This window comes from Sulfitobacter sp. SBS6 (assembly GCF_048285585.1).
In the GTDB taxonomy this organism is placed as follows: domain Bacteria; phylum Pseudomonadota; class Alphaproteobacteria; order Rhodobacterales; family Rhodobacteraceae; genus Sulfitobacter; species Sulfitobacter pontiacus.
In genome coordinates, this window is record NZ_JBLWBA010000006.1 from 623,700 (window position 1) to 635,778 (window position 12,079).

Genomic DNA, 12,079 nt, shown 5'->3' on the forward strand with positions numbered 1-12,079 from the left:
ATCATCGAGGCGGCGCGAGACCCGCGCCGCCTACGTTCGCTTAGATTTTCAGACCGCCTTCACGGGCTGCATCGGCCAAAGCTTTGATCTTGCCGTGGAACAGGAAACCGCCACGGTCAAAATATGCTTCGCTTACACCGGCCTTCTTGGCACGCTCGGCGATCGCCGAACCAACCTTGGTCGCTGCTTCGATGTTGTTCTTGCCAACAACGCCCAAGTCTTTTTCCATCGAGGACGCGGAAGCCAATGTGACCCCGTTTACGTCGTCGATCAGCTGGGCGCTGATGTTTTTGTTCGAGCGGTGAACGGAGAGGCGAAGACGCCCTGCGTTGACCCGGCGAAGTTTGTTCCGAACGCGCAGGCGGCGTTTCAGAAACAGTTGTCTTTTGCTGTTTGCCATCTGTGCGATCCTTACTTCTTCTTGCCTTCTTTGCGGAAGACGAACTCACCCTTATAGCGGATGCCTTTGCCCTTGTAGGGCTCGGGCTTGCGCCATGCGCGGATGTTCGCAGCGACCTGACCAACAAGCTGTTCGTCAATGCCTTCTACCACAATCTCGGTCTGTTTCGGGGCTGTGACTGTCACACCTTCGGGTGCCACATAGTCAACATCGTGGGACAGGCCCAGGTTCAGTTTCAGCGTGTTGCCGTTCATGGCAGCACGATAACCAACACCCTGGATCTCAAGCTCTTTTTTGAAGCCTTCGGTGACGCCGGCAACCAGGTTGCTAACCATTGTGCGGCTCATGCCCCACTGCTGGCGTGCGCGCTTGGATTTGCCGCGTGGTGTGATGGTGACCACGTTGTCTTCGACAGCCAATGTAACGTCGTCAGTTGCCTTGAAGGAACGTGTTCCCTTGGGGCCTTTGACTTCGATGGTCTGGCCGCTCACGGATGCTGTAACACCGCTTGGCAGGTCGACCGGTTTTTTACCAATACGAGACATTTTGCTCTCCTTAGAATACGGTGCAGAGCACTTCGCCGCCAACATTCTGGCTGCGTGCATTCTGATCCGACATCACACCCTTGGGGGTGGAGACAATCGACACACCAAGGCCCTGACGGACAACAGGAATGTCATTGACGCCCATGTAGACGCGGCGACCGGGCTTGGAAACCCGCTTCAGCTCGCGAATAACAGGTTCGCCCTCGTAGTACTTGAGGCTGATTTCAATCGCGGGGTGGCCATCGGCGCCCGTTTTTGCTTCGTAGCCACGGATGTAGCCTTCGTCTGCAAGCACGTCCAGAACCCATGCACGCAGCTTGGAAGCTGGTGTCATGACGGTGGATTTGCCGCGCAGCGAAGAGTTACGGATGCGTGTCAGCATATCTGCGATAGGATCGTTCATCTGATGCGCTCCTTACCAGCTCGACTTGACCATGCCGGGGATTTGGCCCGAAGAGCCAAGGTCCCGCAGCGCGATCCGCGAAATTTTCAGTTTACGGTAGTAAGCGTGTGGACGGCCTGTCAGCTGGCAACGGTTGTGCAGACGCACAGCGCTGGAGTTGCGAGGCAGTTTTGCCAGCTTCAGGGAGGCGCGGAAACGCTCTTCCATCGGCTTGGATTCGTCGCTTACGATCTCTTTCAAGGCAGCGCGCTTGGCAGCGTACTTCTTGACCAGTGCTTCGCGCTTCTTTTCGCGCTCGATCATGGATTTCTTAGCCATATCTAAATCCTCCCCGCGCTTACGATGTGAAGGGCATGTTGAACGCTTTCAACAGTGCCTTCGCTTCAGCGTCGGTTTTCGCCGTGGTGGCGATCACGATGTCCATTCCCCAAGTCTCATCAACTTTATCAAAGTCGATTTCGGGGAACACGATGTGCTCTTTCAAGCCCATGGCGTAGTTGCCACGGCCGTCAAAGCTGTTGCCGTTGATGCCGCGGAAGTCGCGGATACGAGGCATTGCGATCGTGATCAGACGATCCAGGAATTCGTACATACGTTCGCCACGCAGGGTCACTTTCGCACCCAAAGGCATGTCTTCACGTACGCGGAAACCAGCGATGGATTTCTTGGCAACAGTTGTCAGCGCTTTTTGGCCGGCGATTGTTGTCAGGTCTTCCTGTGCGGATTTGGCTTTCTTGCTGTCACGAACAGCTTCTGCACCACAGCCGATGTTCAGAACGATTTTATCCAGACGCGGGATCTGCATTTCGTTCTTGTAACCGAACTCTTCCTTCAGAGCAGCGCGAATTTTGTCCGCGTATTCGCCCTTCAGGCGGGGTGTGTATGTTGCGTTATCAAGCATCGATCACGTCCCCCGTGGTTTTTGCAAAGCGCACTTTCTTGTCGCCTTCGATTTTAAAGCCAACGCGGGTTGCTTTGCCGTTGGCATCAACCAGCGCCAGGTTGCTCAGATCGATGGGCATCGCTTTGGGAATACGGCCGCCTTGCGACGTCTGGGACTGACGCGTGGCGCGGATTGCCATGTTGATACCATCTACGATTGCTTTGTTGGCCTTTGGGTCAACGGACGAGATGGAACCCGTCTTGCCCTTGTCCTTGCCAGCAAGCACGATGACTTTGTCACCTTTGCGAAGTTTAGCAGCCATTACAGCACCTCCGGCGCAAGCGAGATAATCTTCATGAAGTTTTTGGCACGCAGCTCACGAACAACTGGCCCGAAGATACGTGTACCTACAGGTTCATTCGAGTTGTTCAGGATGACGGCGGCGTTACGATCGAAACGGATGGCTGTGCCATCTTCACGACGAACTTCCTTGGCAGTGCGAACGACGACGGCTTTACGCACGTCACCCTTTTTCACACGACCGCGAGGGATGGCTTCCTTGACCGACACGACAATGATGTCGCCGACGGATGCGTATTTACGCTTGGAACCACCCAATACCTTGATGCACTGAACACGGCGCGCGCCGCTGTTGTCAGCAACATCCAGGTTGGTCTGCATCTGGATCATTTGGTTTCTCCCGACCTTCTGGGGGGCGATGCGTGCCCTAACCCCAGGGTTTCGATTATATTGGTCTGCCCGAAATGGGCATCTCGCTCGTGCCTTTGGGCCTTGCCGCCCTCAGAGTCAAGGGAAACAAGGACCTCAGGTCCGAGCGAGCAGTACCTTAAGCCTCAGCGGCTTGCAGCACTTCCCAACGTTTGGTTTTCGACTTTGGTGCACATTCGATGATGCGAACGGCGTCGCCCACTTTGAATGTGTTGTTCTCATCGTGCGCCCGGTATTTTTTGGACTTACGGATGGTTTTCTTCAGAACCGGGTGCGTAAAGCGACGCTCTACGGAAACGGTTACTGTCTGTGCGTTGGCATCGCTTGTCACGGTGCCTGTCAGGATACGTTTGGGCATACTCTCAGGCTCCTATTATTCAGCAGATGCCGCGGCAGCGGCTTTCTGGTTCAGAACGGTTTTGACACGTGCGACGTCACGCTTAACGGTCTTCAAACGTGCGGAGTTTTCCAGCTGGCCTGTGGCTTGCTGGAAACGCAGGTTGAAGGATTCTTTTTTCAGGTTAACAAGCTCATCGCGGAGTTGATCCGGCGTCTTGTCGTGCAGTTCTTTGGCGTTCATCGCCTCTTCCTTTCGACATCACCAGTAGGCCCCTTATGGGTGACCATGATTCTGGTGGAGTTCATGTGAAAGGTTCCTCTACAGGCCCTACCCCTGTTTGGCAAGCAAGCTTTCTATAAAACCGTATCGCCACCCAGAACGGGCTGATATAGAACGGCCCTATGTCACAGATAGAATCCCTTTTCGTCACCCGTCTTTACCGCGCCGCCCTGTCCGAGCACGGTCAACCCGTTGATCCGGCCGAGCTGGAGGCCGCGTGCCTGTCCATCGCCGAGGATGACGAGGCCGGGCAGGAATGGTGCGAGGAACATGATTTCCCAGGCTACACCAGCTATGCGTCGCTCACCGATCTTCCGTGGCGGTTCCCGATCTTCAAGACGGTGAAGAAAGCGCTGGATAAACACGTCAAGGCTTTTGCAAAGGAACTGGCGTTTGATCTGGACGGGCGCAAGCTCAAGCTTGAAGACCTCTGGATTAACATCCTACCCGAAGGCGGTATCCATACGGCGCATATCCATCCCCATTCGGTGATCTCCGGCACGACCTATGTGGCGATGCCCGAAGGCACGAGCGCGCTTAAGCTCGAAGATCCGCGGCTGCCGATGATGATGGCTGCCCCCGGTCGCAAGAAAGACGCCCCGCGGGAGCTGCGCCAGTTCGTCTATGCAGAACCCGTCGTCGGCGACGTGCTGCTTTGGGAAAGCTGGCTGCGGCACGAAGTGCCGATGAACATGTCCGAAGACGATCGCATCTCGGTCTCGTTCAACTACGCCTGGGGTTAACCACGTTTGGGCGGCGTTGCCTTGCGCGCCGCCTCTTGTTCTTTGATCGCGGCCTTTTCCTCTTTGGTCAGCTTATTGCCCCACTGATTATTGCTAAGCCCCAGATCATCCGGCATCGGCTTGGTCTTGCCCTTTTTGATCGTACCCCCCTTCTCAAGAAACGCTTTGATCAGGTCTTCGTCGGTGGTGGGCTTGGGCACATGTTTCATGTCAGCTCCTATAGGCAGGTTAGCCCGAGCCTATGCGCCACGCCCTGCGCTGGCTAGACCCTGCCGCCGCGTATTCATCATGCATTAATGTTTCAAAAATCGCGGGCTGGATCACGTCACCGCGGGTTCAGCAGCTTGTGACTAGGATTGCATGTGTCCCGGTGCCATCTCGACCCCGTTACCGTAAACGATGCGCACATAAGGAAGCCCCACGTGGATACCCCAAACCAAAGCCCCCTGCCCGCCCTTGCCCTTGCCGGTCTGATCGGCGAACTCACATTCGAGGCCTACGCATGGCTCGCCTCTCCCGTCCTGTTCGGCGTCAAGCTAGAGCCCGCGAACCTGGTCATCGGGCTAAGCAAAAAGCTTTTGGGCCTCGACCTGGCTTACGGCGCGGCCTTCGCCGTCCACTTCCTGATTGGCGCGTTAGGATTTGCAGCGGTGGTCTATCTGACCAAGCGGATGACCCAGCTCGGCTATTTCGGCGCGGGTGCCCTGGCCGGCGTCATCTTGTGGTTTGTCGCCCAAGGCATTTTGGCACCGCTGATGGGGCGTAGCTTCATGATGGGTTTTGGCACCTACACGCAGTCATCCTTCGTGGGGCACGTGGGCATGACCATTGTCATCGCGATGGTCTGGCAGAAACTGGCACGCCGCCGCGCCAAGCTGTTTACCTAAACCCCGCACCGACCGACAAAAACAAAAGCCCCCGCTGATGTCTCAGCGGGGGCTTTTCTATTCATTCCTCCGACATGTGTCGAAGCGAAGGTCTTACCAATCTTCGCGTACAACGACGCGGGTTTTGATAGGCAGCTTCATCGCGGCAAGACGCAGAGCTTCTTGTGCAACGTCCTCGGCGACACCGTCGATTTCGAACATAACACGGCCTGGCTTGACCTTGCAGACCCAACGATCCACGGAACCTTTACCTTTACCCATACGAACTTCGATGGGCTTGGCGGTGACAGGTACATCCGGGAAAATACGGATCCAGACACGGCCTTGACGCTTCATGTGACGCGTCATGGCACGACGAGCAGCTTCGATCTGACGTGCAGTCACACGCTCGGGCTCGAGAGCCTTCAGACCGTAGGTACCAAAGTTCAGGTCAGACCCGCCCTTTGCCACACCTTTGATACGGCCTTTGTGCTGCTTGCGGAATTTAGTACGCTTTGGTTGTAGCATCTTTCATTCCCCCTTAGCGACGACCGCCGGCACCGCGTGGTGCTGGGCCGTCTTGCATTTCTTGTGCCTTGCGGTCACGCGCAGCCGGGTCATGCTCCATGATCTCGCCTTTGAAGATCCAGGTTTTGATCCCGATGATGCCGTAAGCGGTCGACGCTTCAACATGCGCGTAATCGATGTCGGCACGCAGAGTGTGGAGCGGCACGCGGCCTTCACGGTACCATTCGGTACGCGCGATTTCTGCACCACCCAGACGACCAGCAACGTTCACACGGATACCCAGGGCACCCATACGCATGGCGTTCTGTACCGCACGCTTCATGGCGCGACGGAAAGAGACCCGGCGTTCCAGCTGCTGTGCGATGGATTCACCAACAAGGGCTGCGTCCAGCTCTGGCTTGCGCACTTCAACGATGTTGAGGTGCAGGTCAGATTTGGTGATCTTGGCGATTTTCTGACGCAGACCTTCGATGTCTGCACCTTTCTTGCCGATGATCACACCCGGGCGCGCTGTGTGGATCGTGACGCGGCACTTCTTGTGTGGGCGTTCGATGATCACACGGGCGATACCGGCCTGTGCACATTCTTTCTTGATGAAGTCACGGATGGCGAGGTCTTCGAGCAGAAGATCACCATAGTCCTTCGTATCGGCGTACCAGCGGCTGTCCCAGGTGCGGTTGACCTGAAGACGCATACCGATCGGATTTACTTTGTTACCCATCAGGCTTGCTCCTCAACTTGACGCACGACAATCGTGATTTCCGAAAACGGCTTGATGATCTTGCCGAAACGGCCACGCGCACGTGGGCGACCACGTTTCATGATCAGGTTCTTGCCGACATATGCTTCGGCAACGACCAGTTCATCCACGTCAAGGTTGTGGTTGTTTTCGCCGTTCGCGATGGCGGACTGAAGGCATTTCTTCACGTCCTGTGCGATCCGCTTTTTCGAGAAGGTCAGGTCCGTCAGGGCCTTGTCTACCTTCTTGCCACGGATCATCGCGGCGACGAGGTTCAGTTTCTGCGGGCTTGTGCGAAGCATGCGCAGTTTTGCACGGGCTTCGTTGTCAGCCACGCGGCGGGGATTTTTATCCTTGCTCATGGCTTATTTCCGCTTCGCTTTTTTGTCAGCTGCGTGACCATAATAGGTGCGAGTTGGCGAATACTCACCAAACTTCTGACCGATCATTTCTTCGCTGACGTTTACTGGGATATGCTTGTGACCGTTGTACACGCCGAACGTCAGGCCAACAAACTGTGGCAGGATCGTGGAACGGCGCGACCAGATTTTGATCACTTCGCTGCGACCGCTTTCGCGGGAGGCTTCGGCCTTCTTGAGGACATAAGAGTCAACAAAAGGACCTTTCCATACTGAACGAGACATCTATTAACGCCCCTTCTTCTTGGCGTGGCGCGAGCGTAGGATAAGCTTGCTGGACGCTTTGTTCTTGTTGCGGGTTTTTGCACCCTTTGTGGGCTTGCCCCAAGGCGTAACAGGGTGACGACCACCCGATGTACGGCCTTCACCACCACCGTGAGGGTGGTCGATCGGGTTCATAACAACACCACGTACCGAAGGGCGGATACCCTTGTGACGCATGCGGCCCGCTTTACCGTAGTTCTGGTTGGAGTTGTCAGGGTTGGACACGGCACCAACGGTGGCCATGCATTCCTGACGCACCAGACGCAGTTCGCCCGAGGACAAACGGATCTGAGCGTATCCACCATCACGGCCTACGAACTGTGCGTAGGTACCGGCGGCGCGTGCGATCTGGCCGCCTTTGCCAGGCTTCATTTCGATGTTGTGAACGATTGTACCGATTGGCATGCCCGAAAATGGCATAGCGTTCCCAGGCTTGATGTCGGCCTTGGCCGAGGAAATCACCTTGTCGCCAACAGCGATACGCTGTGGGGCCAGGATGTAAGCCTGTTCGCCGTCTTCGTACTGGATCAGTGCGATGAATGCGGTCCGGTTAGGGTCATATTCGATACGTGCGACAACCGCGGACATGTCCAGCTTGTTGCGCTTGAAATCGACGATACGGTAAAGGCGCTTTGCCCCACCGCCTGTGCGACGCATTGTGATCCGTCCGGTGTTGTTCCGACCGCCAGATTTGGTCAAACCCTGTGTAAGGGATTTGACCGGGCGGCCTTTCCAAAGCTCCGAACGGTCGATCAGTACCAGCCCACGCTGGCCTGGCGTCGTCGGTTTGTACGACTTGAGTGCCATGTTCTCTGTCTTCCGTTTTGCTTGTCCTCGGCCCCGTCGTGATGGTGCCGAGATGGTTGTAGGGCCCCGAAGGTCCCCAATTTGAAATGCCAGACAAAGAACCCCTTTGCCCAACCTCGCGCGTGGCTAGAACTCACCAATGCGCAAAACGACACAGCCCCGGACGAATCCGGGGCACTGCCGATGGGGTCGTTTAGGGGAGGATCAGCCGAGGGTCAAGGGAGCGTTCGGGAATAGTCTCGAAAACCCGACGTAGACCTACGCGGTGCCCTTCAGGACGCCATTGCCTTGACCTTGCGCGCAACGCTTTCAACCGACGGGTCGGCAGCCTTCGGTACAATACGGTAGACCGCATTCACAAAGCAGAACAGCGAAAACATCAGCAATCCGGCACAGAGCAGCCCAACCAGCACCCGCCCGTAGGCCTGCTGGTGCAACCACTCAAACGCCGCATCGATGCCGCCTGCACTCGACGCATTGGCACTTATCGCGGCATAGGCGATCAAACCACCGATGATCAGCACCACGACGCCCTGCGCAGCCACGCCGATACGCAACAGCGGGTTCCAATGCATAGTAAAGTGGTTCGCTTCCAAATGCTCGCGATACGACTGCGACGCTGCCTTGTAGAAATAGTAGAACCCCGTGCCCATCGTCGCCAGACCGATCCCGCCCACGACCCACACGCCCGCTGTGGTCTGCAGGAACTGGTTCAGCAGCTCCTTACTGCTTGAACCAGACGACGCCACCCCCAGCACCGTCACAGCCAATGCACCGATGGCACCGTGGATCAGGCCTGTGACCAGCATCCCAAACCGCGCAACGATGCCCTTGGCCCCGCTCCCATATGCCTCAAGATCCCAAAAGCTATCAACTGCGCGCCAGATCGCATAGGCGAACATGCCCGTGGCGATCGCGAAGATCACTGCAAACCCCGTCGCGCCGTCTAATGACTGCAGCGTCGACTTGGTGCCCTCGGCCTGACCACCAGATACAACGGACCAGAGCGACAGCCCGGCCACGACAAGGTAAACCAATCCGCGGCCGGCATACCCCGTCCGCATGATCGGTACGGCCCAGGCGAAATCGTCGGGGTCATTATGGGACAGAATCTCTGATCGGGTGGACTGGACGGAGTTGATCGACATAGTGGCGCTATCCCTTCGGGCAAAGCCGGCCACCATTCAGCGGGGCCATTCCTTTGACGTGATGTGCAAGGTCAACGCACCGTAGGTCGGCAGGTTCCCGCGCGGCATGCGCAGCGGGTATTATGCAGGCACCACCGCCCTCAAAACGGAAAAGGCCCCCCGCCTTGCAGCGAGGGGCCCTTAAACTTTACGTCCAGGCTGACTTACAGACCGGTGGATACGTCGATGGAGTTACCTTCTTCGAGCGTAACGTAAGCCTTTTTCACGTCTTTCCGGCGACCCATCTGGCCGCGGAAACGCTTTGCCTTGCCTTTGGTGATGGTCGTGTTCACGGCCTTCACCTTGACACCAAAGAGAGCTTCAACAGCTTCTTTGATCATTGGCTTGTTGCTGTCGATCGCAACTTCGAAAACGACTGCATTGTGCTCGGAAGCCATTGTCGCTTTTTCAGTGATGATCGGCTTGCGGATCACATCGTAATGTTCGTGCTTGGCGCTCATTTCAAACGGGCCTCCAGTGCTTCGATCCCCGCTTTGGTGATCACGAGAGTATCACGCTTGAGGATGTCATAGACGTTTGCACCCATCGTCGGCAGGATATCCAGACCTTCGATGTTGCGCGCGGCTTGCAAGAAGTTCTCATTTACCGAGGCACCGTCGATGATCAACGCGCGTTTCCAGCCCAGGTTCTTAACCTGTTTGGCCAAAGCAGCTGTTTTCCCATCGGATGTGGCATCGTCGATGATGACCAGGTTGCCGGTTTTTGCCTTGGAAGACAAAGCGTGGCGCAGACCCAGTTTGCGGAACTTCTTGGTCAGGTCGTGGCCGTGGCTACGAGGGGTTGGACCCTTGTAGATACCACCCGAACGGAAGATCGGTGCAGAACGTGCGCCGTGGCGTGCGCCGCCGGTGCCTTTCTGACGATAGATCTTCTTGGTCGAATAGCTGACCTCGGACCGTGTCTTGACCTTGTGCGTACCCTGCTGCGCGTTGTTACGCTGCCAGCGGACAACACGGTGCAGAATGTCGGCGCGTGGCTCAAGACCGAACAGGGCCTCGTCCAAGTCTACCGAACCGGCTGCGCCGCCGTCGAGTTTGATGACATCAAGTTTCATTCGTCACCTTCCTTCTTGTCCGACTCAATGGATGCTTCGGCTTCGGCAAGTGCGGCAGCTTCGGTCGCTGCTTGCTCTTCTGCCAAGCGTGCTGCTTCTGCTTCGGCCTCTGCAGCGGCTGCTGCTGCGGCTTCTTCAGCTGCTTTTGCGGCTTCGTCAGCGGCGGATTTCAAAGCGGCAGGCAGGATCGCGTCTGCTGGGAACGGCTTTTTCACCGCGTCCTTAACAGTCACCCAACCACCTTTGGAGCCTGGTACGGCGCCTTTGACCATGATCAGACCGCGTGCGCTGTCGGTTTTGACAACTTCGAGGTTCTGCGTGGTAACACGGGCAGCACCCATGTGACCGGCCATTTTCTTGCCTTTGAAAACCTTGCCTGGATCCTGACACTGACCTGTCGAACCATGCGAACGGTGAGAGATCGAAACACCGTGCGTCGCACGCAGACCGCCAAAGTTGTGGCGTTTCATCGCACCGGCAAAACCTTTACCGATGGAGGTGCCTGCAACGTCAACATACTGACCAGCAAAGTAGTGATCGGCGATGATTTCTTCGCCAACATTCAACATGGCTTCGGGGTCCACACGGAACTCCGCAACCTTACGCTTGGGTTCAACCTTTGCCGCAGCAAAGTGACCACGCATGGCCTGCGACGTCCGCTTGGCCTTGGCTGTACCTGCACCAAGCTGAACAGCTGTGTAGCCGTCCTTCTCGGGGGTACGCTGAGCCACAACCTGCAGTTTGTCGAGCTGAAGAACGGTCACAGGGATCTGCTTGCCGTCTTCCATGAACAAACGGGTCATGCCCATCTTTTTTGCAATAACGCCTGAGCGCAACATATTATTACCCTCCTACGCTTATGACTGCAGCTTGATCTCGACGTCCACACCAGCGGCCAGGTCGAGCTTCATCAGCGCGTCCACGGTCTGGGGGGTCGGATCAACGATATCCAGCAGACGCTTGTGCGTGCGGATTTCGAACTGGTCACGGGATTTCTTGTCAACGTGTGGGCCACGCAGAACTGTGAATTTTTCGATCTTGTTCGGCAGCGGGATTGGGCCGCGAACAGATGCACCGGTACGCTTGGCGGTGTTAACGATTTCCTGTGTGGACGCATCCAGCACGCGGTAATCGAACGCCTTCAAACGGATGCGGATATTTTGGCTTTGTGCCATATGTCATCATCCCTCATTGGGAGTAGAAACGAAGAGGAAGAGACGCCTCATCACGGCCCTTCATTGCGTTTTGTCGTAAATCAAACGGGGCGCGTAAAAACGCACCCCGCTGAGACTTGCGCTCTATAGGTCGAGTCGCGCCATGTGGCAAGGGGGGAATCCGAGGTTTCGTTCGAATCCGCCCAGTACGACCGCCATCCGCGATCAAAACAATCGTGTCATAGCCAGCACCGCCGCCCCCACACAACGAAAAAGGCCGCCCCGATTGGGAGCGGCCTTCGTCTTGTTGCCGGTGCGCGGGGTGACCCGCGGGTTGGCTTACTCGGTGATTTTGGAAACCACGCCCGCGCCAACGGTACGACCGCCTTCGCGGATCGCGAAGCGCAGACCGTCTTCCATCGCGATGGGGGCGATCAGCTCCACGTCGAACTGCAGGTTGTCGCCAGGCATAACCATTTCAGTGCCTTCTGGCAGCTGAACGGTACCTGTAACGTCTGTGGTCCGGAAGTAGAACTGTGGACGGTAGTTCGCGAAGAACGGCGTGTGACGGCCACCCTCTTCCTTGGTGAGGATATAGGCTTCGGCTGTGAACTTGGTGTGCGGCTTAACCGAACCTGGCTTACACAGAACCTGACCACGCTCAACGCCTTCACGGTCGATACCGCGCAGCAGGGCACCGATGTTGTCGCCAGCTTCC

General features: G+C 56.6%; 22 protein-coding genes and 1 pseudogene. 2 read left to right on the forward strand and 21 right to left on the reverse strand.

Features of this window, described 5'->3' with window-relative positions; all coding sequences use genetic code 11:
• Nucleotides 1-40 precede the first annotated feature (40 nt).
• The 9 genes from rplR to rpmC form a co-directional block, all read right to left on the reverse strand.
• A complete protein-coding gene (gene rplR, locus ACNQ62_RS11985) occupies nucleotides 41-400 on the reverse strand; it encodes a 50S ribosomal protein L18 (protein WP_005849801.1) in 360 nt (119 codons plus the stop codon).
• Nucleotides 401-411: 11 nt separating this feature from the next.
• Entirely contained in the window at nucleotides 412-945 is a 534-nt protein-coding gene (rplF, locus tag ACNQ62_RS11990; RefSeq protein ID WP_005849804.1) for a 50S ribosomal protein L6, read from the reverse strand.
• A gap of 10 nt (nucleotides 946-955) precedes the next feature.
• Nucleotides 956-1,348, reverse strand: a complete 393-nt coding sequence (gene rpsH / locus ACNQ62_RS11995) for a 30S ribosomal protein S8 (RefSeq protein ID WP_005849806.1) — start codon at nucleotides 1,346-1,348, stop codon at nucleotides 956-958.
• Between the two features lie 12 nt (nucleotides 1,349-1,360).
• Nucleotides 1,361-1,666, reverse strand: coding sequence for a 30S ribosomal protein S14 (gene rpsN, locus ACNQ62_RS12000; RefSeq protein ID WP_005849808.1), 306 nt, complete (start codon nucleotides 1,664-1,666; stop codon nucleotides 1,361-1,363).
• Between the two features lie 19 nt (nucleotides 1,667-1,685).
• The gene (rplE, locus tag ACNQ62_RS12005) at nucleotides 1,686-2,249 is read right to left on the reverse strand and encodes a 50S ribosomal protein L5 (RefSeq protein ID WP_005849810.1); all 564 of its coding nucleotides are present in this window, start codon (nucleotides 2,247-2,249) and stop codon (nucleotides 1,686-1,688) included.
• Nucleotides 2,242-2,553, reverse strand: a complete 312-nt coding sequence (gene rplX / locus ACNQ62_RS12010) for a 50S ribosomal protein L24 (protein ID WP_005849812.1) — start codon at nucleotides 2,551-2,553, stop codon at nucleotides 2,242-2,244. Before rplX ends, rplE begins: the two co-directional genes overlap by 8 nt.
• On the reverse strand, nucleotides 2,553-2,921 hold the full coding sequence (rplN, locus tag ACNQ62_RS12015; protein ID WP_005849814.1) for a 50S ribosomal protein L14: 369 nt from the start codon (nucleotides 2,919-2,921) through the stop codon (nucleotides 2,553-2,555). Before rplN ends, rplX begins: the two co-directional genes overlap by 1 nt.
• A gap of 157 nt (nucleotides 2,922-3,078) precedes the next feature.
• Entirely contained in the window at nucleotides 3,079-3,318 is a 240-nt protein-coding gene (gene rpsQ / locus ACNQ62_RS12020) for a 30S ribosomal protein S17 (RefSeq protein WP_005849816.1), read from the reverse strand.
• 15 nt (nucleotides 3,319-3,333) lie between these two features.
• On the reverse strand, nucleotides 3,334-3,540 hold the full coding sequence (rpmC, locus tag ACNQ62_RS12025; RefSeq protein ID WP_005849818.1) for a 50S ribosomal protein L29: 207 nt from the start codon (nucleotides 3,538-3,540) through the stop codon (nucleotides 3,334-3,336).
• A gap of 161 nt (nucleotides 3,541-3,701) precedes the next feature.
• Here rpmC and ACNQ62_RS12030 point away from each other — a divergent pair, with 161 nt between their 5' ends.
• Nucleotides 3,702-4,322: a TIGR02466 family protein gene (locus ACNQ62_RS12030; RefSeq protein ID WP_009825297.1), complete on the forward strand. Its 621-nt coding sequence runs from the start codon at nucleotides 3,702-3,704 to the stop codon at nucleotides 4,320-4,322.
• Here the strand turns inward: ACNQ62_RS12030 and ACNQ62_RS12035 are convergent.
• Nucleotides 4,319-4,531: a hypothetical protein gene (locus ACNQ62_RS12035; RefSeq protein ID WP_005849822.1), complete on the reverse strand. Its 213-nt coding sequence runs from the start codon at nucleotides 4,529-4,531 to the stop codon at nucleotides 4,319-4,321. The two genes, ACNQ62_RS12030 and ACNQ62_RS12035, sit on opposite strands and share 4 nt — an antisense overlap.
• Nucleotides 4,532-4,744: 213 nt before the next feature.
• On the opposite strand from ACNQ62_RS12035, the gene ACNQ62_RS12040 reads away from it, so the two are divergent.
• Complete coding sequence (locus tag ACNQ62_RS12040; protein ID WP_418094945.1) at nucleotides 4,745-5,209, forward strand: hypothetical protein; 465 nt, start codon at nucleotides 4,745-4,747, stop codon at nucleotides 5,207-5,209.
• Nucleotides 5,210-5,302: 93 nt separating this feature from the next.
• Here ACNQ62_RS12040 and rplP read toward each other — a convergent pair whose 3' ends face one another.
• From rplP to tuf, 11 genes and pseudogenes are all read right to left on the reverse strand, one after another.
• A complete protein-coding gene (gene rplP / locus ACNQ62_RS12045; protein ID WP_005849828.1) occupies nucleotides 5,303-5,716 on the reverse strand; it encodes a 50S ribosomal protein L16 in 414 nt (137 codons plus the stop codon).
• 13 nt (nucleotides 5,717-5,729) lie between these two features.
• Nucleotides 5,730-6,437: a 30S ribosomal protein S3 gene (gene rpsC, locus ACNQ62_RS12050; protein ID WP_005849830.1), complete on the reverse strand. Its 708-nt coding sequence runs from the start codon at nucleotides 6,435-6,437 to the stop codon at nucleotides 5,730-5,732.
• A complete protein-coding gene (rplV, locus tag ACNQ62_RS12055; RefSeq protein WP_005849831.1) occupies nucleotides 6,437-6,817 on the reverse strand; it encodes a 50S ribosomal protein L22 in 381 nt (126 codons plus the stop codon). Before rplV ends, rpsC begins: the two co-directional genes overlap by 1 nt.
• A gap of 3 nt (nucleotides 6,818-6,820) precedes the next feature.
• Nucleotides 6,821-7,099 carry a 30S ribosomal protein S19 gene (gene rpsS / locus ACNQ62_RS12060; RefSeq protein WP_005849833.1) on the reverse strand — a complete coding sequence of 93 codons (279 nt, stop codon included), beginning with the start codon at nucleotides 7,097-7,099 and terminating at the stop codon, nucleotides 6,821-6,823.
• A 3-nt stretch (nucleotides 7,100-7,102) separates the two neighbouring features.
• Complete coding sequence (rplB, locus tag ACNQ62_RS12065; RefSeq protein ID WP_005849835.1) at nucleotides 7,103-7,945, reverse strand: 50S ribosomal protein L2; 843 nt, start codon at nucleotides 7,943-7,945, stop codon at nucleotides 7,103-7,105.
• A 272-nt stretch (nucleotides 7,946-8,217) separates the two neighbouring features.
• The gene (locus ACNQ62_RS12070) at nucleotides 8,218-9,093 is read right to left on the reverse strand and encodes a DUF1206 domain-containing protein (protein WP_418094946.1); all 876 of its coding nucleotides are present in this window, start codon (nucleotides 9,091-9,093) and stop codon (nucleotides 8,218-8,220) included.
• Between the two features lie 203 nt (nucleotides 9,094-9,296).
• Complete coding sequence (locus tag ACNQ62_RS12075) at nucleotides 9,297-9,593, reverse strand: 50S ribosomal protein L23 (protein WP_005849839.1); 297 nt, start codon at nucleotides 9,591-9,593, stop codon at nucleotides 9,297-9,299.
• Nucleotides 9,590-10,207 (reverse strand): 50S ribosomal protein L4, encoded by a 618-nt coding sequence (gene rplD, locus ACNQ62_RS12080; protein WP_009825301.1) that lies wholly within the window; start codon nucleotides 10,205-10,207, stop codon nucleotides 9,590-9,592. The genes ACNQ62_RS12075 and rplD overlap by 4 nt, the downstream gene beginning before the upstream one ends.
• Nucleotides 10,204-11,046, reverse strand: coding sequence for a 50S ribosomal protein L3 (gene rplC, locus ACNQ62_RS12085; RefSeq protein WP_005849843.1), 843 nt, complete (start codon nucleotides 11,044-11,046; stop codon nucleotides 10,204-10,206). Before rplC ends, rplD begins: the two co-directional genes overlap by 4 nt.
• Nucleotides 11,047-11,064: 18 nt before the next feature.
• Nucleotides 11,065-11,382: a 30S ribosomal protein S10 gene (rpsJ, locus tag ACNQ62_RS12090; RefSeq protein ID WP_005849850.1), complete on the reverse strand. Its 318-nt coding sequence runs from the start codon at nucleotides 11,380-11,382 to the stop codon at nucleotides 11,065-11,067.
• Nucleotides 11,383-11,700: 318 nt separating this feature from the next.
• Nucleotides 11,701-12,079: pseudogene (gene tuf / locus ACNQ62_RS12095) on the reverse strand (elongation factor Tu); the annotation flags it as partial.